The organism is Ruegeria arenilitoris (assembly GCF_013031355.1).
GTDB classification, from domain to species: Bacteria; Pseudomonadota; Alphaproteobacteria; order Rhodobacterales; family Rhodobacteraceae; genus Ruegeria; species Ruegeria arenilitoris_C.
Genome location: NZ_WPZO01000005.1, coordinates 176,680 through 201,574, shown reverse-complemented (window position 1 = coordinate 201,574; position 24,895 = coordinate 176,680). Strand labels below are relative to the sequence as shown.

Genomic DNA, 24,895 nt, shown 5'->3' with positions numbered 1-24,895 from the left:
GGCGGACCTCATGTGTCGAAGGGGCCGGTTGCGCAGATGCGCAACCGGACAGGTTTGGCTTCAGGCGGCGTCCAGACCAACCGCCGTGCTGGGCATCGGGACAAAGCCGTCCAGCACCTCAATATTGCCCAGCAGGCGGCGCACATTTGCGTAAGGCTCCAGCGAAACACCGCCTTCGGGGGCGTGCGCGGTGTAGCTGTAGATCGCGACATCCGCGATGGTAGGCGCAGCGCCGACCAGCCAGTCGCGCCCCTCAAGGTGTGCGTCCAGCTTGCCCAGAACCTTGGCGGCGGTGGCATGGGTAAACTCCACGTCCAGCGGCGCGTTGAACACGGTGATCAGCCGCGCGGCGGCGGGACCAAAGGCGATCTCGCCCGCGGCGAGGGTCAGGAATTTCTGCACCTCGGCCTCAAGCACCGGATCTGTCGGCAGGTAGGACGGAGCATATTTCCGGGCCAGATAAACCAGGATAGCGTTGCTGTCGCTGACGACCACGTCACCGTCTTCCAGCACCGGCACCTGGCCTGCGGGGTTCAGCGCCAGAAAAGCGTCGCCCTTGTGTTCGCCCCCGGCCAGATCAACGTCGATGACGTCATGTTTGATGCCGGCAAGGCTGGCAAACAGAACTGCGCGGTGGGCATGGCCGGACAGTGGGAAACTGTGAATTCGGATAGCGTTGGACATCTGTTGGGTCTTTCTCTGATTGGTAGGGTTCCGCTGAGGATCAGCAACTGAGCACCAGACTTAGTTTGAATTTCAGAAGGCGATAATATATCCATTTGGTGACTTACTATGAACACGGCGTAGACAATGGATACTGTTCAGGGCATGAGGGCCTTTGCGGCCGTGGCAGCGCATTCTTCCTTCACTGAAGGCGCGCGGCAGGTTGGCATCAGTACCAAGCTGGCCAGCAAATATGTCAGCCAGCTCGAAGACCGCCTAAACGCCCAGTTGTTCAACCGCACCACCCGCAGCGTCACCCTGACCGATACCGGACGCGCCTATTACGAACGCTGCCTGCCCCTGCTGGAGCAGTTCGATGAGCTTGAGGGCCTGGTTCAGCAACGCCAGTCCGAACTGGCAGGCCGCATCCGGATCACCGCGCCAACCGGGTTTGGCTCTGCGGAACTGATCCACCTGCTGAAACCATTTCAGACCGAGCATCCCAAGGTATCGATCGAGCTGCACCTGTCGGATCACCATGTCCCGATGGTCGAGGAGGGTTATGACCTGGCCATTCGGTTCGGCGTCCTGAAAGACTCGAACCTCGTAGCGCGCAAGCTCATGAACATGCGGATCGTGTGCTGTGTGTCGCCGGAATATCTGGCGGAGTTTGGAACCCCAAAAGACCCCGCAGCGCTGGCCTCTCACAACTGCTTGTTGCAGACCACCGGTAACACCGCCGATCACTGGACCTTCAAGGGACCGGACGGAGAATACTCGGTTCCGGTTTCCGGCAATTTCCGGGCCAACTCGCCACGCGCCGTGGCCCATATGGCAGCTGACGGGTTGGGGATCGGACGCATTCCCCTGTACACCGCGCAGCCGTTTCTGGACGCGGGACAGCTGCAACTGATTTTTGAGCCGCAGGAGGCGGTTTCCGTCGGCCTCTATGCAGCCTACCCGCAAAACCGCCATCTGACCGCGCGGATAAGAACATTGATCGACTATCTGGCGGCACAGTTGCGCGGGGCCTGAGGGTCCATCTCAGCACCTCTACCGATTTCGCAAGGTGGAAATCCTCAAACGTCCGCCCCATCTTCAAATGTGGTGTAAAAAAACGGCGCGCAGATCGCAGCCCCTTAGGTCGAAAGGAACCCGCCTCATGGAACTCAACTCGGACTTCTCTTCCCGCGTCGTTGTTCACTCTGATCAGCTTGAGTGGCAAGCCTCGCCCATGAAAGGTGTCGACCGGCGCATGTTGGACCGGATCGGGGGTGAGGTTGCACGCGCAACTACCATCGTGCGCTATGCACCGGGCAGCAAGTTCTCGGCGCACACCCATACGGGTGGTGAGGAGTTCATCGTGCTGGACGGCGTGTTTCAGGACGAACACGGCGATTTCCCCGCTGGGACCTATGTGCGAAACCCGCCGACATCGCAGCATACGCCGGGATCGGAGCCCGGCTGCACCATCTTCGTCAAGCTCTGGCAGTTCGACATGGATGACCGCACCCAGTTCCGCAAAACCATGGCCGATGAGCTGTCCGCGCCGGTAAACGGCGTCGCCACCGCGACCTTGCACAAGGACGACCGCGAAGTGGTCACCTATAGCCACCTCGACGCGGGCGCGACCCTCACATCCGGCGCGTCTGGCGGGATCGAAATCCTTATCATAGACGGATCGATCAAAACCGGCGGAGACTTTCTGAACAAAAACGACTGGCTGCGTCTGCCCGAAGGCCAAGCCTTGTCCGCCACTGCCGGCCCAGACGGCGCCAAGATCTGGATGAAAACAGGACATCTGCCCTATGCCCGGGCCCCGCAGACCTAGCCTATGCCCGCTTTGACCAGGCCGCTCACCGCAAGATCGATTAGACGGCGCTGTCCTCGCCGTAATTACGCGCCTTGGACATCTTGCCAATGCCCGGATTGAATGAGTTGGTCGGATCACAACACTTGTAGTGCGCCGCCAGATCGGGCTTGGCCTTGTAGAGGTGTCCGACATTGTGCTCGGCCGGGTATTCGGCACCGCGCTGATCAAACAGCGCTAGCATTGCGGCTTTCAACGCCTTGGGGTCGGCGCCTTTCTTGACCACGTAGTCCTGATGCATCACGTGGCACATGAAATGGCCGTAATAGAGCTTGTGAACCAGTTGGCTCTCGATCTCGGGTGGCAGTTTCTCAAGCCAGTCCTGATCGTTGCGGCGCAGTGCAACGTCCAAAGCGATGATGTCTTCGACCTCATTCGCATGGATCGCCATGTAACGCACGGCGGCTCCGGCGGCAGCAAAGCGGTGCAGACCTGCGATTTTCGCCTCGCGCGCGGTGCATTCGAAGAAATCCGCGTCGCGATCTCTTAGGAATTCGGGCAGCCAGTCACTGGCCTCGGCAATACCGTCATCCTTCATTTTCAGGATCAGGTGATGTTCGTAGCGATCGCGAAACGCGACCATCCGTTTCGGCAGAACCCGCGGCCAGACCGAGACCGCCGCCTGCATGAACCGGTCGGTGAAATTGCGCAGGAACGGGATGCGTCGCAGTCTCGCATCGACCGCGCCTTTCATGGCAAAGAACATCGGCAGCCGGTCGGTTCCCAGCTTGTTGATCATCACAACCGTGTCCTTGCCGTATTTTGCAGTGATGTCGAACACCTCGCGCTGCATGTATTCGGCAGAGACCGGCAGGGATTTGAAATCAGACAGGATATGACGGCGCAGTGCGGCCAGATCATCCGGGCTGTTGCTGCCGATATAGAAAACCTTCTCGGCCTGGTTCTTGGGAAAGGTATCCAGCCGCACGGCAAACACGGCCATCTTGCCAGCTGACCCAGCGGATTCGAAAAGCTTGGCCTTGTCCGCATTGAACCGCGCCGGAGTTTCCGCATCCACATCTCGCACGATCTGCGCATAGTCACTGGCCGAGGCGCGCTTGTTCGTGGCTCCCGGATTGCGGTCGAATTTTCCGGCGTCCAGACTGGAGAGGATTTCTTCGGGCGTGTTGCCCAGATCGATGCCCAGATGGTTCACCAGCTCCAGATCACCTGTCTCGGTGATCTGCGCATAGACCGACAGTTCGGTATAGACCGGCCCGCGTTCAACCAGCGATCCGCCCGAGTTGTTGCACACGCCGCCCACAATCGAGGCGCCAATGCACGAAGACCCGATCACCGAATGCGGCTCACGCCCCAACGGGGCCAGCATCTTTTCCAGCGCAAACAGCGTGGCGCCGGGAAAACTGACGATCTGCTCGCCATTGTTCAACGGCACCAGCGTATCCATCCGGCGGGTGTTGATCAGAACCACGTCGCGGTCATAGCTGCCCGAAGGGGTCGAGCCCTCGGTCAGGCCGGTATTTGCGGCCTGCATGATGACGATCTTGTCGGCCGCAACGCAAGCCTGCAGCACTTTCCACTGTTCCAGCAGGCTGCCGGGCTGGAGGACACACAGCGCCTCACCCTCGCCCGAGCGAAAACCGCGACGAAACCGCTCTGTCGCGCGTTCTCCGGTCAGGACATGGCGCGACCCAACGATGGAACGGAAATGTTTGATCAGCTCATCATTGGTCATGGCAACCCCCGTAGTGGTTTATGCGGCGCGGATCCGAATATTCTCGCGGCTCAGCTGGTCGACGCTGGTGACGCCCATCAGTTTCATGTCACGCTCGATCTCGGCCCGCATCAGACCCAGAGCACGCTCGACACCGGCCTGCCCTGCGGCGGCCAGCGGATACAGATAGTGCCGCCCGACACCGACAGCCTTGGCACCCAGCGACAGCGCTTTCAGGACATGGGTGCCGCGCTGGATACCGCTGTCCATCATCACGTCCAGCTTGTCGCCGACCGCGTCCACGATCTCGGACAATTGATCGAAAGGCGTGCGCGAGCCGTCCAACTGGCGTCCACCGTGGTTCGACAGGATAATGCCGGTGCAGCCGATCTCAGCCGCGCGCTTGGCATCTTCGACGGTCATGATCCCTTTGAGGCAGAACTGACCGTCCCAATCCCGCACCATCTGCGCCACGTCATCCCAATTCATCGACGGGTCCAGCATATCGGTGAAATACCCACCGATCGAGCTGGCACCGCCACCCATATCCACATGCTCTTCCAGTTGCGGCAAGCGGAACTTTTCGTGGGTGACATAGTTGATCCCCCACATCGGCTTAATCGCAAATTGGATCATGCCGCCCAGCGTCAGCCGAAACGGGATCGAGAAACCGGTGCGCAGGTCGCGTTCGCGGTTGCCGCCGGTGATGCTGTCGACGGTCAGCATCATCACCTCGACACCCGCTTCTTTTGCGCGCTGCATCATGGCGGCGTTCAGGCCGCGATCCTTGTGGAAATAGAACTGATAGACCTGCGGGTTCTTGTGCTTCTGCCGTAGCTCTTCCAACGAGACAGTGCCCAGCGAGGACACGCCGAACATAGTCCCGTATTTCTCGGCCGCCGCTGCAACGGCGCGTTCGCCCTGATGATGAAACAAGCGTTGCAAGGCAGTAGGCGAACAATAGACCGGCATATCCAGCTTTTGCCCCATCACCGTGACGGACATATCCACGTCCTTCACCCCACACAGAACCGAAGGAAGCAGATCACATCGGTCGAACGCATGGGTGTTCTCCCGATAGGTCACCTCATCATCCGCGCCACCGTCGATATAGTTGAAGATGGGCCCCGGCAGCCGCTGTTTGGCCAGCTGCCGGAAATCGTGGAAGTTATGGCATTGGTTCAGACGCATTGGGGCAGCTCCTTAGTAAGCGACCGAAGGGAGCCAGGTGGCGAGGGTCGGCCACAGGAAGACCAGCGCCAGACCAGTCAGCTGCAACAGTACGAAGGGGATGATGCCCTTGTAGATGTGCATCAGCTTGATCTCGGGCGGGCAGACGCCTTTCAGGTAGAACAGGGCGAAGCCCACCGGCGGTGTCAGGAAGCTGGTTTGCAGCGTCACCGCGACCAGGATCACAAACCACACCAGCGCCGGTTCATCCAGAACGCCAAAGCCCGGAATGTCGATGCCCAACCCGTTCACGATGGGGCGCATCAGCGGCAGTACGATCAGCGTGATCTCGATCCAGTCCAGAACGAAGCCCAGCAGGAAGACGATGAACAGGATGAAGAGAACGGTGCCGTTGGCGCCGAAGCCGGTGGATTGCACCACGTGTTCGATCAGCTCGTCCCCACCCAGTTCCCGCAGGACATACGAGAACACGGTCGCGCCCAGGAAAATCGCGAAGATGTAAGCGGTGGTGTTGAAGGTCGACACCAGCACGTTCCACAGCTTCTTGAAGGTCAGCTTGCGATAGCCCAAGGCCAGCAGGGTCGCACCCAGCGCACCGATGCCCGAGGCTTCGGTCGGTGTGGTCAGACCTGCAAAGATCGAACCCAAAACCGCAAGGATCAGCATCAGGGTCGGGATGACCGCGATCAGCACGTCCTTGACCGCAGCCCAGTCGGGGGCCGTGGCACCTTCGGGCACCGGGGCCGCGTCGCGTTTTACCAGTGCAAGGATGAAGATGTAGGTCAGGTAGAGGCCACCGATGATCACACCGGGGAAGACCGCAGCCATGAACAGGTCACCCACAGACAGGGCCATCTGGTCGGCCATGATCACCAGCATGATCGACGGCGGGATCAGAATGCCCAGCGTGCCCGAGGCCGAAACTACGCCGGCAGCCAACGTCGGCTGGTACTTTTGCTGCATCATCGAGGGCAGCGACAGTACACCCAGCAGAACAACGGACGCACCGATGATGCCGGTCGAGGCTGCCAGAATGATCCCGATCAGAGTCACTGTGATCGCCAGACCACCACGCACAGTGCCAAAAAGGCGCTGCATCGAGGACATCAGACGTTCGGCCACACCGGATTCGTCCAGCATCAGACCCATGAAAATGAACATCGGCAGGGCGACCAGAACCGCGTTGGACATGGTCGCATAGACCCGGTTTACCACCGCGCCAAGGGTCAGGTAGTCGAGCCCGGTAAAGGTGCTCTCCAACCCGGTCCACAGCATCAGGTCGTTGTCGAACAGATAGGCCAGACCGCAATAGGCCACACCGACACCGGCCAGCACCCAGGCCACCGGGTAACCGGTGAACAGCAGCGCGATGAAGGTCAGGAACATCGCGATGACCAGCTTTTCCTCGGTCGTTTCAACCAGGAAAGTCAGGCCGACGCAGACGGCGGCAAATACGGCCAGCACCAGCAAGATACGGCGCAGCGGTGCGCCTTCGCGCTCGGATTCCGGTCCGTACAGCAACGCGTGCCCGTCGTGGATCAACCGCGCCAGCGCGGCCAGTGCCAGCAGGATGAAGCTGATCGGAATGACCGCCTTGAAGGCCCAGCGTGCAGGCAGGCCGGTGGGGCTGTCCGACCGTTCGTTGACGCGGAAACTTTCGTAGAAATAGTCATATCCCTGATCCACCATCAGATAGATGAACGGGGTCAGCAGGGTCAGGATACCGATCACCTCGATAACCCGCTGCGCGCGGCGCGACAGCTGCATATGCAGCACGTCAACACGCACATGGCTGTCCGTGATCAAGGCATAGGAAATGCCGATCATCGTGACGATGCCGTAGAAATGCCACTGGATTTCATCCAGCTTGGGATAGTTCTGGCTGAACAGGTAACGCAGCGAGACCTGAGCGAAAATCGCGCCCATCAGCAGCACGTTTGCCCACATGACCACATGGCCGACGGCCTTTACGCCAGAGTCGATGGCGACAGCAATCTTCTGACGGTCTGTCTCGGGGTGCTCCAGGATGCCTTCATAGGCTTCGACCGGATCATTGAAGTTCTTTTGGCTGGCCATGGTCATTCCTCGCTCAGCAGCCCGGAGTACGGGCAGTGATTGGTTAGAAATTCCGAGTAGTAAGGATAAGGGCCGGAGCGGCAGTCAAAGCCGCCCCGGCATCGTCAGTGAGGGAGATTACTGACGAGGGAGGAAAGCGTTCGTTTTCCAGAGGTTATAGCCGTCCCGGAACTCGGTCATGTCGGCCAGAACCTGTGCGAAGAATGCGTCATTGGCGGCTTCTTCAGCAGCAACCTCTTCCCAGGTTGCACGGAACGTATCCAGCATCTCGGGCGACCACTGCTTGATGGTGACACCGTTGTTTTCAACGTTGTCGATCAGAGCCGCGTGCTGAATGGCTTCGCCCTCGGCAAAGCTATCCGCCATCGAGGCCTTACAGGCGTTTTCGATGATCGCTTTGTGCTGATCGGTGGCTTCGTTCCAGACGTCCTTGTTGATCAGCAGTTCGAACACGGTCGCTTGCTGGTGCCAGCCGGGGAAGTAGTTGAATTTCACCAGCTTGTGGAAGCCCAGACGCGCGTCGATGGCAGGCATCGAGAACTCGGTCGCGTCGATCGCGCCTTTTTCCAGCGCAGGGAAGATTTCACCACCCGGCAGCAGCGAGGTTGCAACGCCCAGTTTCTGCATCACTTTGCCGCCCAGACCAAAGAAACGCATCTTCAGACCGTTCAGGTCTTCGGGCGAGTTGATCTCGGTTGCGAACCAGCCCGAGGTTTCGGGGGCGATGATGGCACAAGGCAGAACTTTGACGTTGTAGCCCGCCTGATCATACATCTCTTGATACAGCGTCAGGCCGTTGCCGTAATACATCCACGCCATGTATTCGCCGGCCTCAGGGCCGAACGGAACGGCCGAAAACAGCGGCGCGGCCGGGATTTTACCCGCCCAGTAACCGGCAGTGGTGTAGCCCGAATTGATCTTGCCGGTGGAAACGGCATCCAGAATCTCGAACGGGGGAACCAGTTTGCCCGGCTCGTAGACTTTCATCTTCAGCGTGCCGCCCGACATCAGGTCCAGCTGATCGGCCACGCGCGGGATCGGCGAACCCAGGCCCGGCAGTTCGGTCGAGAATGCGATCGGGGTTTTCAGCAGCAGCTTGTCAGCGGCAACCGCGGGCGCGGCCAGCAGGCTGGCGGCCACGGCGAGGCTCGTCAGGGTCTTTTTCATAAAATCTCCTCCAGGTTGGTCAGGGCGTCTACCCCAATCAGTGGCGCAGGCTCTTCCAGCGCCTCTCCGGTGGTAAACTAACTTTACCAGTCTTGACCAGTCAACAATTTAATTTACCACTGGTCTAACCACCCTCGTCCACGTCTGCGCAAAATTCGCGTCATCTTGGGACATTTCTACGACCTCTAGTTTTGAGATTTGCCCATTAATCGTTCGAATACATAAGGCTGTGCCCAATTTTCCCGCCCAATACGGTCGCTTGAATTTTCGCCTGACATGGTTATATTTATTTACCAGTAAATCCTAATCTGACACTTAGCGGAGGCGCAGCGCCATGAGCCCCACGGCGATTTTTGAACCGGTCGGACACGAATCGCTGGCCGAAGCCGTTGTTGCCCAGATCGAGGATCTGATCGCGTCCGGCATCCTGAAACAGGGCCGCAAACTTCCGTCGGAACGGGATCTTGCCGAGATGCTGCGGGTATCGCGGCCAAAACTGCGCGAGGCTCTGGCGGTTCTGGAAGAGCGCGGTCTGGTCACCACGCAACATGGTGAGGGCACATTTGTGGCTGCTCTGACCGGGCAGGCAATGATGCCCGCGCTGCTGGCATTGTACGAACGGCACGAACCCGCCTTTTTTGATTATCTCGAATACCGGCGCGAACAAGAGGCCTTTGCCGCCCGCCTTGCGGCACGACGTGCGACCAAGGCGGATAAAGAGCGGATCGCAGACATTCTGACCGAGAATGAACGGGCCTGGCAGGCAAAAGACACCAAGGCCTCGCAAGAAGCGGATTTTGCGCTGCATTCCGCAATCGTGGATGCAAGCCAGAATGCGACCCTGATCCACATGATGGCTTCGATCTACGAACTCACGCGCAAGGGTGTATTTTATAACCGCGATTTTCTGAAAACGATTGACGGCACCGGAGAGAAATTGCTGGCCCAGCATCTGGAACTGGGCAAGGCCGTGATCGACGGGGATGAGGCGCGCGCCGCAAAAGCCGCAACAGACCATATCGATTTTGTCGAAGCGTCCTTCAGATTGGGGATCGAACGCAATCGCCGAGAGGCAATGGCCGAAAAACGCAGGATGCTGTCAGGGCAGTAACGGCCATACGTGTGCGGGACCGTTTCTGGTCGTTATCCGGGTTGCGAACTGACGCGGAATATCTCGATCTCCTGCCCCAACCCTTTGACCTGATGTTCTCCGATTGTCTGGACCAGCGGCCGGACATGTCCTGCCACGTTTGACGACACCAGAAGGGACTCGCCCAGTTCTTTGCACAAACCCTGCACGCGGCTGGCGATGTTGACGGCCGGGCCGACAACGGTGAAGTCCAGACGGTCGGGGCTGCCGATATTGCCAAAAGTCACAGCGCCATAGTCGATACCGATGACAAACTCGATCGCGTCCTCGCCCCTGCGGCCAGCCGCAGCATTGTAATCCCGCAAATTGTCCAGCGACTCTGTTGCCGCCTTCACCGCGGCCGCGCAGGCGATCTGAGCGTCGTCACTGGCCTCGAAAATCGCTAGAACGCCATCGCCCATGAATTTCAACACGTCGCCACCCTGCTGGTGAATCGGAGTGACGACCATTTCAAAGTAATCCCCCATCATTGCCAGCAGTTCGGTCTCGGGCCAGGTTTCCGACTTCGCCGTGAACCCCCGGAGGTCGGCGAACAGAATAGCGGCCGACACCGCTCTGTGTTCCCCACGTTTGAAATGGCGGTTGCCTATTTCCCGTGCGGGTCCGTCGCCCAGATAGGTCCGCAGCAAACTTTGCTGGCTTTCCCGCATCGCAATCGGTTCCAGAGCCGCCGCCAGCGCATGGCGTGTGGATTCGATCGCGGCCAGATGCGCATCGGAGAACCCTCCCGCATCATCCGTGCAGAAACTTGAACCCTGAACCGAGCCGTCACCATATTCCAGCGGTATGGCGAAGAAATCGGTGACGCCGCCCTCGGCAAGCTCGGCGTAAACCTCATGCTGCACCGTCAGATCCAGATCCAGAATCCGCTTGCGCAGGCAGGTTCGGGTATCGACAACATGTTGAAACGGACTGCCTTGCCAGGAGCTTGTGGCCAAAACCCCAGAAGGCACGGTGTATTTCCGCGCCCTGTCCGGTGTCCAGATCATCCCCCAAGCGCTGATCAAAGGGTTGGCATAACTTTGCCCGATCCGAACCCTGGACAAGGGCACGCCCAGTTCCGTCAAGGCGTGGCAATAGCGTGAGATGATCTGGGTTTCATCACCCAACATCCTTCCGTCCGAAACCAACCACGCGTTCAGCTGCGCGACATTCTGCATGGGTTACCCTCCGGCAAAGACACTAGCCCGGATCATGCGCTTCGCAATTGATCGGCTGATCAGGGCAAAAGATCGGACACCTTGCTGAATCCTGCCAGATCAAACCCGAAAGAAATCGGATCTCCGACCCTGTTTTTGCCTTCGACCGTCAACTGATCACCGGCCCGCATCGCTGACATCCAGTCCGATGAAACGGGGGAACGGGCAAAGCAACCCTGCGCTTCGCAGGTCAGAAATTCGAGGCGCGCGACCTCGGCGCCATCAACCTTGGCAGTCAGTCCCTCAGAGAACAGCAGACCAAACGGCAGTGTCAGCACGGTTTCGGTCTCGTCTTTCCCCGCCGGTTTCACGAACGCGATCGAAGTAAGCCTTTGGTTGTTCTCGGTCAGAACGATGCTTTGGGTCATTTCGCAGATCAGTTCGGTGCCGTTGACCAGATTGCTGCAATTAACCGACCACAACGGCGCGTCGTTTTCCTGCGCGGCAAGAGGAATTGCCAGGCCCAGTGCGGCCCCCATTGCGCAAATCCAAGTTTTCATACTGCTGTCCCTCATTGATTAGAATTGTACGCCCAAACCAAGACCGACCTGTAGGGCCTCGGTCGAGTCTCCGAACATATGATCAAGGCTCAGGTTGATAAAGCTGCTGTCGTCCAGCGCGAACAACCCCAACCGGGCCGAGATCACCCCATGAGTATCGCCGATATAGCTGGTGTTCGAGAACCCTCCGTCCGTGGCACTGGCCCCTGCGAAACCGGCACTGACCGATACGGTGTCATCGGATGAGATGATGGCACCGGCCCGCAAGCTTGCGCGCAGTTTCTGCGAGGCGCTCAGGACCTGTTCCGTTCCGATCTCCAGCGACGGGGTCAACGCATAGATCATTTCGCTGTCGTCCTGCAGGACAACCCCCGACAGGGTCGCGTCGCCGTTGGCGTCGGTTGCCAGACGCATGGCGTCTACCGCGATCTCGGGCCGCAGATAAGAGCTGCCACCGGCGAACCTGTGGTCATAAGCAAAGCTCAGCCGCAGGTTCTGGTGGTTCATCTTATGCTTGATCGCGCTGACGCCAACGGTGTCCACAATGCCGCCGCCGGGCAGCATACCGATGATCCCGCCCGCCCTGAGCGTGTCATAGTCGGACCATCCGGCGGACAGCATGGCGGCAAACTCCCACGCGCCGGTGTATTTGGTCAGCGACGCGCCCAGATTGAACCGGTCACCGGTCGCATTGTACTGCGATCCGTTGCGCAGGCTGATCCGGTCATGGCCCACCGCGAACCCGGCATAAAGCTCATCCCCGACCGGCAGACGGACACCGGCCGTGAGGTTTGTGGTGTTGATGTCCAGCTCATCGTAGATGCCGGTCTGATCCCGGTCATAGAAGGACCTTCCGCCGGTAAACCAGATACAATTGCGCGGATCATCACCCGCCTGATAGTCGGTGAAGCGCTCGCAATTATGCAGAGTGTCCGCGAACACCCGGGTGCCGTAATAGGCGTCCACCGCGTCCGAGGCGTAATCACCCACGGTGAGGCCGTCAATTGCGGCGATGACGTCCGCCTCAGACATCATGTTGCCGATCAGCGCGAACAGCTCGCCTTGCGCGGCCGATCCCTGCCCGTTCAACACCTGGTTGATGTAATCCCCAACAGCCGCCTGGTTCGCGTTCATATTGGTGGTCGAGTAATCCGGCGTGATCACCAGATCGATCGAGCTGCCGTCCGAGGTCGCACCGTTCAGACCAATCGAGTAGTCCAGCACCACGGTGTCCTGAATCGCTGTACCTGCATCCGCCGCCGCACCATCGGGGTTGACGATAACCAGCGGTACGGCCCGTTCCAGCGTGTTCAGCTGCGGCAACAAGGTGCCGCCCATCGTGGCATCGCCGGTGACATTGATCAGGTCGCTGTCACCACCCGACGCCCCCGAGGTCAGGAAGTACACGTCAAAGACCGAACTTGCCGTGGCGCCAAAGGCCAAGCTGCCGGTCAGGTTCGTGGTTTGGCTGACGTTGCCGGCAAAGACGAAATCGCCCGCCTGAACATTCGAAGTAAATTCCGTGTTCAGGCCCCAATTAGCGCCCAGAACGAAGTCGCCGTTGACTTGCATCACCCCGGCATCGCCAAGGTTGATCGTATCCAGCGCGTAGAAGGCGCCGCCATCCTCGACGGTCAGGCCGTTGGTACCCGCGCCCAGATCGATATTGCCAAGGGCTGCACCGGCAAGCGAGACCTGGTCATTGCCGTCACCGCCGTTCACCAGCTGGTTGTTCCCCGCAAGCAGCACCGTGTTCTCGGACAAGGTCAACGCATTGTTCGCGCCACCGTCCACGACGATTGAGGCTACAGAGTCCGCCTGCCCCGTGCCGCCCATGACGATACCATCGAAGCCCAGCGTGATGGCCCCTGCCCCGTCGCGCCCTTCGGATTGCGCCAGAACGCCGATGCCGCCTTCGCCGACCGACAGGATATTGCCGGTCAAGGCCATGTCGATGGCGCCGCCGGACCCCGCGCCACCCGCAGTCCCGCGGAAGACCGCATCCACCATGCCGCCACCGCCACCCAGCGACTGCGCGACAACACCAATCGTGTTCTCTCCGGTCGTGACGATCGTCCCGGTCTGGGTAAACCCAATATCGCCGCCGTCACCACCATTGTTGGTCGACAGGTCCACGGTGACCCGGCTGGCCTCCATGTCGGTCGAGACCAGACCGCCGCCGCCGCCGATGCTCTGAATGACGAAGCCGTGCGATCCGGTGCCGCTGGTGGTCACATCACCGATATTGGCGAAATCGACATCGCCACCGTCACCGGTCGATCCGTCCTGCGCGCCCAACGTCACGTCCGCCTGTCCCAGACCCGAGATGACGACCTCGCCGCCGCCCGCGCCGATGCTCTGGATGCTCTGGCCGAAGGAGCGGTCACCGCTGGTGAACACGTCGCCGTCCAGCGACAGGGTGATATTGCCGCCGTCATTATCAAAGCTGGGGTCCGACCCCAGGATCACCGACGCGACCTTGTTCGTATCGACCGCTCCGGTGCTGTTCAGCGCCAGCTTCCCTCCCCCGCCGCCAATGGATTGCGCCGCGCCAGCGGATGAGAACGCGCCATCCGTGCCCACATCGCCGATGCGGCTGCCGTCCACGTCGCCGCCACCGGCGTCATCAGTGTCAATCGCACCCAGACGCGCGGTGATGTCGATGCCGTCACCGTCCTGCACGACGACATCGGTAGCCGCAGTCCCGCCGCCGCCGCCGATGCTTTGCAGCATCATGGCCGTCGATCTGTCGCTGGTCGTTGCGATATTACCGGTATGCGATTGCGCAACCTGACTGCCCGCCATGCCCGAAACGTCGTCACCACCCAGGGCAATATCACTGCTGACAACGCTGCCGGTTGTCCCACTGGTCGTAGTGGTAAAATCGACAGAGGTATTGGTATTGCCACCGCCACCGTTCACGGATTGCGCAAAGACGGCCTGGCTGCCTTCGCCGTTCACAAGGATGTCCCCGGTCGTGTTGACCGTCACGCTGCCCACCGCCCCGGTGGACCCATCGCGCGCGCCAAGCACCTGCGAAATCGTGTAATCGAGTGCCGAGACCAGCGGAGAGGATACCGAATACCCGGCATTGCCGCCGCCACCGCCGACAGATTGCGCATAGATGCCAAACCCGTTTGTGGCATTCACGACAATTGCACCAGTGTGGTTGACCGTGACGTCACCGCCATCCGCGCCATCGCCTCCGGAACCGCCAATGGCGATCTTGGAATAGGATTTGCCGGTCATGGTGTTCTTGAGGTCATTCACATCCATCGCAACAGCCAGACCGCCATTGCCGCCGCCACCACCAACGGATTGCGCATAGATGCCATAGGCCCCCGCACCATCCACCTGGATGTCGCCGCTATTGGTGACAACCACGTTGCCCGCAACGTTGCCGCTGCCGCCAAAGCCTCCGATGTTCAGCTGCGCAGTCGGAGAACTGCTGTCCCCTGTCTTGAGCCGCACCGTCCCCGTGATCGAGCTGCCGCCGTTACCGCCGCCGCCGCCAATGGACTGCGCAAAGATACCGTGCGCTCCGGCGCCGGTGGTTACGATGGTCCCGGCATTGGTCACCGACACGGTGCCACCGATACCACCGGTGCCGCCCGAGCCGCCCAGACCGAATTGCAGCGCCCGCCGCGTGCTGGCCTCGGCCCCGCCATAGCGCCCATCGACCGAGATCGTCGAGCCGCCATTGCCGCCGCCACCGCCAACGGATTGCGCAAAGATACCGTGGCTTTCCGCACCGGTGGTCAGGATCGTGCCATCGGTTTCGTTGACTACGGTCACGGTGCTGCCGGCCCCGCCTGTGCCGCCAGTGCCTCCGATCAGGATGGCGTTGGTTGTGGACCCGTCTGAAGACCGGCCCAGAATGATGTTGCGCACCTGTTGTGCGTCACCGCCGCCGCCGCCAACCGACTGCGCATAGATACCAACGGATTTGTCGCCCGTGGTCTGGATCAGGTCACGGTTGGTCACGGAAACCGCGGCCGACGTTGCACCCGTGCCGCCATTGCCGCCAATGGACAGGGTTGCCGTATTGCCGATTTCCTTACGCAGGCTGATGATGCGGTTTTCGACCACACCCCCCATGCCGCCACCACCGCCAACGGACTGGGCGTAGATACCGTGCGACATGGTGCCTTCGGTCGTGATGATCCCGTCGCTGACAACGGTTACGGTGTCCGAGGTCATGCCGTCGCCGCCAGTGCCGCCGATATTGATCGACGCAGTCGTGCCCACAGTCGAGGGATTGACCACCGCTTTGATTGTGTCGAGGTTCGACTGACCGGCCTGCACCATCCCGCCGGTACCACCTGCCCCGCCGATGGACTGCGCCATCAGACCAACCGAGCGGTCTCCGAACGTGGCGATCTGTGCAGTGTTGGTCACATCAACCTTGCCGCCCACACCACCGGTTCCGCCGGTACCGCCGATGGACAGTGCCACCGAGATACCCTTGCCAGCCGAGTTGCTGGCCTTGCCACCGGTACCGCCACCACCGCCGACAGACTGCGCAAACACGCCATGCGCGTCGGTGCCTTGCGTGACCACCGTGCCCGCAACCACAGATGTCACATCGCCCGCAGCACCCCCGGTGCCGCCCTCCAAGCCGACCGAAAGGCTGGCTTTGTTGCCTTTGCTGTCTCCGGTTTTTGGTGTGCCAATGCTGACCGACGTCGAAGACGAGTTACCGCCGCCATTGCCGATGGACTGCGCGAAGAACCCGTAAGAGCCGTTGCCCGATGTGCTGATGATCCCGTTCGAGCTGGCATAGACATCACCGCCGCTGCCGCCAGTGCCACCGGTTCGGCCGATCTGAATGTTGACGTTGCCACCATCCACCGAAGTCGAGGCCGAGTTGTAACCCGCGTTACCGCCGCCTCCGCCAACGGATTGCGCGAACAGGCCATGAGAATTCGCCCCGACAGTGGTGATGTTCCCGGTATTGCGGACATCGACCGAGCCGCCGATGCCGCCTTCACCCGTGCCGCCGCCTATGGCCAGACCAAAGCCCTTGTTGGTGGCATCCGAGGCCAGCTCATAGGTCATGCCAAGGTTCAGGGCCGCGTTACCGCCGCCGCCGCCGATGGACTGACCAAAGACGCCATGGCTGCTGTCCTGCAGCGTCACGATATCGCCGTAGTGGTCGATATCGACAGTGCCACCATCCCCGGCAGTTCCGGCATCGCCGCCAATTGCGACCACTGCCGACACGCCGGTTTTTTGACCAGAAGAATCCGCCGGATTGGTTTTGCCTTCCAGCTCGTCCAGCACCTTGTTGTAGTTGGCGATCACCGAGTCATCGACGCCCGAATTTGTCGGCGTCTTGCGATCGGTTGAGTCGCCGGTGCCGCCATTGCTCTGGCTGCCGGTCGTCTTGCTGATGCCCACCACCGCGTTGATGCCAGCATCGCCGCCACCGCCGCCAATACTTGACGCCTCGATCCCATGCGAGCCAACACCGTCGGTCACGATGGTGCCCGCCGCCAGTGCAGCCGTGCCGCGCGCGACAGTCACATCGCCTGCATCTCCACCACCGCCGCCAAAGCCACCAATGCCCATGGCAATGGGTGAGCTGTCCTTGGTGCCGACAAATGTCGCATTGATGCCGCCGGTGCCACCACCGCCGCCGATGCTTTGGGCAAAGATGCCGCGGGCGTGATAGCCATTGGTCGAAATATTGCCGGTTTGCGTGACCGACACGTTGCCCGCGTCCGCCCCGGTGCCGCCATGACCACCCAGGCCGCCCACGATGCTCAGATCGGTCTTGCCGTCAGAATTGTTGGAGTCGCCATAGTTCAGCTGCCCGGTCACGTTCAGCGCGCCATTGCCGCCGCCACCCGCGATGGATTGGGCCAGAACACCGTGTTTCCAGTTGCCCGCAACCGATACGGTGCCGGCATGATCCACGGTCACATCGCCCGAGATATTGCCGTCACCGCCAAAACCGCCGACCCCGAACGTGACCGACGGGATCTTGCCATCCTTGCTGAGTGCAATACCGCCCGAGACGTTCAGGCCGCCATTGCCGCCACCGCCGCCGATGGACTGCGCCATCAGACCGGCCGAACCATCGGTGTCCGGTTTCTCTTCGTTGAAGACACCCATGTCGATGAACAGACGCTCCAACCCGAAGGTCGAAGCCAGTTCCTCGGTCTCATCTACAATCGTATCACCCAGGAAGTCGCGCAGCTTGTCCTCGAACGTGGTGTTGTTGGGGATCGAGATATCGTCGGGGTTTGTCGTCACCGTGATATCCGCCTGCGACGTGACCGTGACGTTGCCCGCCTTGCCACCGTCGCCCGCGAACCCTCCGACGCCCACGATCAGAGAGCTGTCGGACACGATCCCACCGGATACGTTCAGGCCACCATTGCCGCCACCGCCGCCCAGCGATTGCGCCAGCAGGCCGGATTGCCCGGTACCATGCGCCATGATCGTGCTGCCCGCACCGATGTTCACATCGACATTCCCGGCATCACCGCCGCCGCCGCCAAAACCACCGACACCTACGACCACGGCATAGGACTTGCTGCTGTCTGTCTGGCCCGCTCCGGGTTTGCCGCTGATCGCGATACCGCCGGACACATTGGTGCCGCCATTGCCGCCGCCGCCACCCAGCGATTGCGCGATAATTCCGCTCGCGCCTTTGCTTTCATCCACGGCGAACGAACCGTCGGATTGCTGCACCATCGGCACCGCCTGCAGGTTGCCCGTGTAATCCAGATCAACGTCGCTGGCGTCACCGCCCGACCCGCCAAAGCCGCCAACACCCGCCGCGACCGAGAAGATCGTGTCCGAGCCGGATGGCTTGGTCAGCGCCAGAGACCCCGAGATATTCACGCCACCGGTGCCGCCACCGCCGCCAAGGCTTTGGGCGAACAGGCCGTGCGAACCGTCGCCCGCCGTCACAACGTCGCTTTGAACATCCAGCGTCACCGCCCCAGCGTCACCACCGCCGCCACCAAAGCCACCAAGGCCCAAAGCGACCGCCGCGCCAGACTTACCCGTCAGGTTGACCGCACCCGAGACATTCAGGCCGCCATTACCGCCGCCACCGCCAACGGACTGCGCCATGACGCCGATACTGTCCGTGCCCGTTGTCACCACCGAGGTCGTGCCACTGCTATTCGTTGCGGCCCGCAACGTGCTAACCACCTCACCCGCATTGCCCGCACCGCCGCCGAAACCGCCAACGCCCAAGCTGACCGATCCGCCGTTTTGCTGACTGATGCCAAGCGAGGCCGAGATATTGGTACCGCCATTGCCGCCACCTCCGCCAAGGCTCTGCGTCAGAATGGCAGTACTGTTATTGCCACTGGTCGAGACACCGCCCGTGACGGTCGATTGCACCAGCGCCCCGGCATCGGCACCGCCGCCGCCGAACCCGCCAACACCGATTGCCACCGCCGCGTTGGCTGACCGGGACAGGGAGAGGGCGGCCGAAATGTTGGTACCGCCGTTACCGCCGCCGCCACCAAGGCTCTGGGTCAGAATGCCGACCGAGTCGTCGCCCGTCGTGGTTACGTTGCCGGTGACCTGCTGCGTGACAGTGTCGGCCGCGCCGCCATCGCCGCCGAAACCACCAACACCAATCCCCAACGCGCCCGAATAGCTGCTGGCCACCGAAATCGCGCCAGAGATATTCGTGGCACCATTGCCGCCGCCGCCGCCAAGGCTCTGCGCGATGATCCCGGCCGAGCGTGCGCCCGAGGTGCTGACATTGCCGTCGAAAGTATTGTCGACCACGCCGCTGGTGCCGCCATCGCCACCAAAACCGCCCACACCAATACCCGCCGCGCCCGACCCGGTGCGCGCAATGCTCAGCGCGCCCGAGATGTTGACGCCGCCATTGCCGCCACCACCGCCGACGGACTGAACCAGAACGCCGGTCGCATTGTCGCCGCTCGTGGTGACGTCGCCGGTTACCGAACCCGTGGCCGTACTTGCATTGCCGCCATCGCCACCGGACCCACCGATGCCAACGCCAATTGCGCCGCCGCCGGTGCCCGAGATGTTCACGGCGGCCGAGACATTCAGCCCACCGTTACCGCCGCCGCCTGCAGCGGATTGTACGAGGACACCGCCTGAGTTATCGCCTGCCGTGGTGACATTGCCCACAACCGTACCGGAGGCCGTGCTCGCGTTGCCGCCGTTACCGCCACTTCCACCGAGCCCGACAGAGGCACCGCCGCTGCCTTTTCCGGCAACCGTCACCGTGGCCGAGACGTTCATGCCGCCATTGCCACCGCCGCCGCCAAGGCTCTGTACGATGACGCCACCGGACTCGTCGCCCTGGGTCGATACATTGCCGTTCAGAGTGGCCTCCGCCGTACCGCCATTGCCACCGGTGCCGGATGCGCCGCCAAGGCCAACGGATGCGCCGCCCGCGCCGGTACCCGCTGCGGCAATTGCGACCGAGATATTCATGCCGCCGTTACCGCCGCCGCCTCCGACGGACTGCGCCAGCAAACCGGTTGAGGTATCGCCCAGCGTCACAAGGTTGCCGGTGACATCTGCGGTGACTGCCGAGGCGCTGCCGCCACCGGTTCCACGGCCACCCAGACCCACGGCGACTGCACCCGAACCTGTTCCCGCACCACCGACCGAGGCCGAGACGTTGAAACCGCCATTACCGCCACCACCGCCAATAGATTGCGCAACAACCGCGCTGGATTGCGCGCCTTCAGTCCTCACGCTGTTGGCAACGGTCAGATTGACGATACCGCCCGTACCGCCACTACCGCCGGCCCCGCCAAGACCCACGCTGATTGCGCCCGAGCCCGTTCCCGCCGCCGCAAGTGCGGGCGAGACGTTAAAGCCCCCATTGCCGCCGCCGCCGCCAACGGATTGCGCCAGAATGCCTACCGAAGCATCCCCCTTGGTCACCACATTCGCCGTGGTGTTGGCCGTGACCAGATTGCCGTCACCGCCAGCGTCGCCCGAACCGCCCAACCCGACAGACACTGACCCCGCGCCGGTGCCCGCGCCTGATACGGTTGGCGAGACGTTAAAGCCGCCATTGCCACCGCCGCCACCGAGGGACTGCGCGACAAACCCGCTTGAGGCGAAGCCATCGGTCAGAATGGTTCCGTTCGAGGTCAGTGTGACGTTGCCGCCATTGCCGCCGGTGTCACCGGACCCGCCAAGCCCAACGCTGACGGCACCGCTGGCCGTGCCCGCACCCGACAGAACTGGGGCCACGTTAAAGCCGCCGTTGCCGCCCCCGCCGCCGATAGATTGTGCCACGACACCCGAGGAGCTGTCGCCGTGGGTTTCAATCGCATTGTTCGACGTGGCAATAACGGTGTTGCCGTCGCCTCCACCCGCGCCATTGCCGCCAAGGCCAACCGAAACGCCGCCCCCGGCTGTGCCCGACCCCTGCACCGATGCGCTGACGTTGAAGCCACCGTTACCGCCACCACCGCCGATGGATTGCGCAAGGAAAGCCGTGGCCGAGTCGCCCTGGGTCAGGATCGTGCCGTTCGAAGTCAGAGTAACCGCGCCGCCATTTCCGCCCCCCGCGCCGGTGCCGCCCAGCCCGACGCTGACCGCGCCGCTGGCCGTACCCGCGCCTGCCCCGGTACCCGAGACGTTGAAGCCACCGTTGCCGCCACCGCCGCCGATGGACTGTGCAACCACGCCCGAAGACCGGTCGCCCGCGGTCACAATCGAATTCGTTGTTGTCAGGTTGACGGTCCCACCCGCCGCACCGGTTCCGCCGTCACCGCCAAGGCCAACCGAGACCGCACCACTTGCCACGCCCGCGCCCGCCAGCGATGCGCTGACGTTGAAGCCGCCATTGCCGCCGCCACCTCCGACGGATTGTGCCAGAACGGCGGTCGAATCCGCTCCGCCTGTGGTGACGGTTCCGGTCACGCGACCAGTGACGGAATTCCCGATACCGCCGCCCGAAGCGTCGCCGCCAAGGCCCACCGTGACAGCGCCGCCGCCCGCACCAGCGCCTGCGATCCCAGCGGTGACGTTGAAGCCGCCATTGCCGCCGCCGCCGCCGATGGACTGGAACACCACACCGCTGGAACTGTCGGACAGCGTTGTGACATTGCCCGCAACCTGTCCTTCGACCACACCGCCGTCGCCACCTGTGGCCCCGCTGCCACCAAGGCCGACGCCGATGGACCCCGCCCCGGCGCCCGCTGCCGCAACCCCTGCGGTGACGTTGAAGCCGCCGTTGCCGCCGCCGCCACCAATGGATTGAATCACAATGCCTGTCGACCGCGCGCCCTCGGTCCGGACGTCTCCATTGACTCGCACGCCGGTCACCGTCCCGCCAATGCCACCGCTGCCACCGTCGCCACCAAGGCCCACATCGACAGTCCCCGCACCGGCACCGCCAGCCGCCAGACCAGCCGCGACACTAAAGCCGCCGTTGCCGCCTCCACCGCCGATGGACTGAACGACGACCGCTCCGGAATCGTCGCCGCGCGTGGTGACATCCGCGTCGACCTGAGCGGTGACAGTTCCCCCTGCGCCGCCGCCGCCAGCTTTGCCACCAAGGCCCACACTGACCGACCCGGCCGCCGCGCCGCCGATATCGGCGCTGGCCCCGACGGCATAGCCACCATTGCCACCACCACCACCGACGGACTGCGCCACGACACCGCTGGAAAACGCGCCACTGGTCTGGATCGAACTGCCACCCGCGATCAGAGTGACCTTGCCGCCGATACCGGCACCGCCACCGTCTCCGCCGACACCCACATTGATACCTACCGCGGCCCCGCCGCTTGCGCTGATCCCGGCCGCGATGCTACCGCCGCCGTTACCACCGCCACCGCCGACCGACTGCGCGATGATCCCGCTGGAGCTTGTCCCCGTCGTGGTGACATCCGCATTAGTATAGACCTGCACAAGACCGCCATTCCCGGCACTGCCCGCCTGACCACCGATTCCGACCGAGACATTGCCGGAAAACAGCGCCGAGGCCCCTCCGGTCGCGGCCACAGCCAGACCGCCATTGCCGCCGCCGCCTCCAACGGACTGGAACAGCATACCGGTCGAGCGGTTGCCGGTTGTCACAACCGTACCTTCAAAACCTGCAGCCGTCGCAACGCCACTACTGTTAAACTGACCGACTGTCACCGGACCGCCCGTGCCGCCCGAACTGCCGCTGCCGCCAACGCCTACGGCCAGCGAACCGGACACCGGGCCACCAGACACGGCAACAGACACGGCATAGCCGCCGTTACCGCCGCCGCCGCCAACCGATTGCAACATGACCCCAATCGCGTCGTCGCCGCCAGTTTGCACCGAGGCCGAACCGCTGCCGCTGAGCGTCACCGCTCCACCGTTGCCGCCGCTGCCTGCCTTGCCGCCGACCGATACCGACGCCGCACCAAAGGCCCCCACGGCAACCGAGACCGCTCCGCCCCCATTGCCGCCGCCGCCACCAACGGATTGTGCAAACACACCGGTCGAGCGGGCGCCCGAGGTCTGAATCGCCGAAGGCTGGCTGCTGTCCGTATTCGAAAGCGTCACGTTGACGTCTCCGCCTGTTCCCCCGGCCCCGCCGTTGCCACCAATGGCCACGCCCACGAACGCACCAACCGAACCGGACGAGCCGCCATTACCACCGCCACCACCGATGGATTGGGCCAGGATGCCCATCGCATCGTCTCCGGATGTGGTGATGATGCCGTCATTCACGATGGTCACGGTCGAACCACTGCCGCCACCGCTACCGCTGCCGCCTACAGACACCATGCCTCCGGACGAGCCGCCGTCACCGCCACCCCCGCCAATGGATTGTGCGATGATGCCGCGTGCCCCGTCTTCGCCGGTCACGATGCGGCCATAGTTGCTGACACTGACCGCAGCACCCGTGCCGCCCTTGGACCCGGTGCCGCCGACAGCGACCAGACCGTACGAGTTCGCCCCCGTTCCACCACTGCCACCGATGGATTGCGCCATGACACCGTCGGCGCCTACGCCCGAGGTCAGGATGCTGCCGCTGCCCAGGACCGCGACACTGACCGTATCGCCGCTGCCACCGTTCGAGCCGACCCCGCCCAGCGACAACGACACCAAACCGCCCGCAGTACCGCCAGAGCCACCACCGCCGCCTATGGACTGCGCGACAATCCCGCGTGCGAAATCGCCTTGCGTTTCGATCTTACCACCATGCGAAACAGAAACCTGGCCGCCATTGCCGCCGTTATCCGCGCCACCGATCAAGGAAACCAACAGGTTGCCACTGGTCCCTGCTGATCCTCCCGAACCGCCAATGGACTGAGCATAGATGCCGTTTGCAAAATCGCCGGTTGTCAGGATGCTGCCGGTCGACGCCGTGTTGACGGTCACCGTACCGCCACTGCCGCCGTAACCCCCATCACCGGAGGACCCGACCAATCCCCATTGCGATCCGCCATTGCCGCCGTTGTTCGACACACTCAGCGCATAAATACCGTCGGCAGCATCTCCGGTCGTCGATATGGTGCCTTGTTGGTATACGGTTACGTTGCCGCCATCGGCCGAGTGCCCACCGGTTCCGCCGCCCGGCGCCGCAAAGCCGCTACCGCCATCCCCAGCCTTACCGCTGCGGCTGAAAGCAAAGATACCGTCATTGCCATCGCCCGACGTCTGGATCGTGCTGGTCGTGGTTTGCGTCGCGGTGACCGTGCCACCCTTGCCGCCATCGCCACCGTCGCGCCCGCTCCAGAAGCTCAGATACGAGTCGCCACCCTGCCCGCCATTGCCGCCGACACTGCCGACCTGCCAACCGATATTGCTGGTGGCATTGACGTCGGTGGACAGGGTCTTTGTCTGAGTTGGGCCGTCCTCCCCATCACCGCCCGAGCTTGGCGGCACAACCAGCGCGCCGTCGCGACCGTTGCTGCCATTCCGACCGTAAACAACCTGGCTCACGCCGTTCGGCCCGGAGACATCTTCGGGCGGGGTCACGGTGCCCGTTGTGCCGGAACTGTTGAAGTTGCTGTCGTATTGGGAAACGGTCATCTGCGTCGACAAACTGGCCGTGCCAGTCGCGCCGGAATTGCTGATTTGGGCCGTCGTTCCAGTAATGGAAACAATATTAAAAGCTAGCGGGGGATTGTCTGAATTATAAATCGTATCGCCCGCGTCTTTGACCAGAAAAACATAGCCGTCCGCCGTTTCGACAAAGGCAGTTGTCCCTGCTGTAGGCGTCGAAGCCGGGTCCACAATCAGCGCGCTTACGGTGGTATCCTCACCGGTTACAGGGTTGGTAACCGTATCGCCAACTTTCGAGTCGGACGTGGGTGCAGCAAACGATGGTGTTGAAATCAAAACGAAAAAGGAAACCGCCAACAGCAGATTTGATTTCATTTTCACTCTCGAACCTCGCACCCGACTCAGCCAATACACATGGCAATCGTGTGCAAACCCGAAGAGCACCAC

Annotated in this window: 11 protein-coding genes; 3 read left to right on the top strand and 8 right to left on the bottom strand. The window is 62.1% G+C overall.

The features are described from left to right. Positions 1–60: 60 nt before the first annotated feature. Positions 61–684, bottom strand: coding sequence for a glutathione S-transferase family protein (locus GOX63_RS13885; RefSeq protein ID WP_170546064.1), 624 nt, complete (start codon positions 682–684; stop codon positions 61–63). 126 nt (positions 685–810) lie between these two features. Between GOX63_RS13885 and GOX63_RS13880 the strand changes: the two genes are divergently transcribed. Both GOX63_RS13880 and GOX63_RS13875 read left to right on the top strand, forming a co-directional pair. Then, positions 811–1,698, top strand: coding sequence for a LysR family transcriptional regulator (locus tag GOX63_RS13880; protein WP_170546062.1), 888 nt, complete (start codon positions 811–813; stop codon positions 1,696–1,698). A 127-nt stretch (positions 1,699–1,825) separates the two neighbouring features. Next, positions 1,826–2,494, top strand: coding sequence for a cupin domain-containing protein (locus GOX63_RS13875; RefSeq protein WP_170326596.1), 669 nt, complete (start codon positions 1,826–1,828; stop codon positions 2,492–2,494). A gap of 40 nt (positions 2,495–2,534) precedes the next feature. Here the strand turns inward: GOX63_RS13875 and dld are convergent, their stop codons facing one another. The 4 genes from dld to GOX63_RS13855 form a co-directional block, all read right to left on the bottom strand. Further along, the gene (gene dld / locus GOX63_RS13870; RefSeq protein ID WP_170546059.1) at positions 2,535–4,229 is read right to left on the bottom strand and encodes a D-lactate dehydrogenase; all 1,695 of its coding nucleotides are present in this window, start codon (positions 4,227–4,229) and stop codon (positions 2,535–2,537) included. Positions 4,230–4,247: 18 nt separating this feature from the next. Next, complete coding sequence (locus GOX63_RS13865) at positions 4,248–5,399, bottom strand: alpha-hydroxy acid oxidase (protein WP_170546057.1); 1,152 nt, start codon at positions 5,397–5,399, stop codon at positions 4,248–4,250. Between the two features lie 12 nt (positions 5,400–5,411). Then, positions 5,412–7,475, bottom strand: a complete 2,064-nt coding sequence (locus tag GOX63_RS13860; protein WP_170546054.1) for a TRAP transporter large permease subunit — start codon at positions 7,473–7,475, stop codon at positions 5,412–5,414. 117 nt (positions 7,476–7,592) lie between these two features. Then, a complete protein-coding gene (locus GOX63_RS13855) occupies positions 7,593–8,642 on the bottom strand; it encodes a TRAP transporter substrate-binding protein (protein ID WP_170326600.1) in 1,050 nt (349 codons plus the stop codon). Positions 8,643–8,976: 334 nt separating this feature from the next. On the opposite strand from GOX63_RS13855, the gene GOX63_RS13850 reads away from it, so the two are divergent. Continuing rightward, the gene (locus tag GOX63_RS13850) at positions 8,977–9,753 is read left to right on the top strand and encodes a FadR/GntR family transcriptional regulator (RefSeq protein WP_170326601.1); all 777 of its coding nucleotides are present in this window, start codon (positions 8,977–8,979) and stop codon (positions 9,751–9,753) included. A 32-nt stretch (positions 9,754–9,785) separates the two neighbouring features. Here the strand turns inward: GOX63_RS13850 and GOX63_RS13845 are convergent, their stop codons facing one another. The 3 genes from GOX63_RS13845 to GOX63_RS13835 are packed head-to-tail and all read right to left on the bottom strand — an operon-like array spanning position 9,786 to position 24,823. Beyond that, positions 9,786–10,952 (bottom strand): adenylate/guanylate cyclase domain-containing protein, encoded by a 1,167-nt coding sequence (locus tag GOX63_RS13845; protein WP_170326602.1) that lies wholly within the window; start codon positions 10,950–10,952, stop codon positions 9,786–9,788. A gap of 59 nt (positions 10,953–11,011) precedes the next feature. Further along, positions 11,012–11,491, bottom strand: a complete 480-nt coding sequence (locus tag GOX63_RS13840) for an invasion associated locus B family protein (RefSeq protein WP_170326603.1) — start codon at positions 11,489–11,491, stop codon at positions 11,012–11,014. Between the two features lie 18 nt (positions 11,492–11,509). Continuing rightward, positions 11,510–24,823, bottom strand: coding sequence for an autotransporter outer membrane beta-barrel domain-containing protein (locus GOX63_RS13835; protein WP_170546053.1), 13,314 nt, complete (start codon positions 24,821–24,823; stop codon positions 11,510–11,512). Between the last annotated feature and the right edge of the window lie 72 nt (positions 24,824–24,895).

Coding starts and splice junctions, on each gene's coding strand:
- GOX63_RS13885 (WP_170546064.1), bottom strand. CDS start 684: ATGTCCAACGCTATCCGAATTCACAGTTTCCCACTGTCCGGCCATGCC.
- GOX63_RS13880 (WP_170546062.1), top strand. CDS start 811: ATGGATACTGTTCAGGGCATGAGGGCCTTTGCGGCCGTGGCAGCGCAT.
- GOX63_RS13875 (WP_170326596.1), top strand. CDS start 1,826: ATGGAACTCAACTCGGACTTCTCTTCCCGCGTCGTTGTTCACTCTGAT.
- dld (WP_170546059.1), bottom strand. CDS start 4,229: ATGACCAATGATGAGCTGATCAAACATTTCCGTTCCATCGTTGGGTCG.
- GOX63_RS13865 (WP_170546057.1), bottom strand. CDS start 5,399: ATGCGTCTGAACCAATGCCATAACTTCCACGATTTCCGGCAGCTGGCC.
- GOX63_RS13860 (WP_170546054.1), bottom strand. CDS start 7,475: ATGGCCAGCCAAAAGAACTTCAATGATCCGGTCGAAGCCTATGAAGGC.
- GOX63_RS13855 (WP_170326600.1), bottom strand. CDS start 8,642: ATGAAAAAGACCCTGACGAGCCTCGCCGTGGCCGCCAGCCTGCTGGCC.
- GOX63_RS13850 (WP_170326601.1), top strand. CDS start 8,977: ATGAGCCCCACGGCGATTTTTGAACCGGTCGGACACGAATCGCTGGCC.
- GOX63_RS13845 (WP_170326602.1), bottom strand. CDS start 10,952: ATGCAGAATGTCGCGCAGCTGAACGCGTGGTTGGTTTCGGACGGAAGG.
- GOX63_RS13840 (WP_170326603.1), bottom strand. CDS start 11,491: ATGAAAACTTGGATTTGCGCAATGGGGGCCGCACTGGGCCTGGCAATT.
- GOX63_RS13835 (WP_170546053.1), bottom strand. CDS start 24,823: ATGAAATCAAATCTGCTGTTGGCGGTTTCCTTTTTCGTTTTGATTTCA.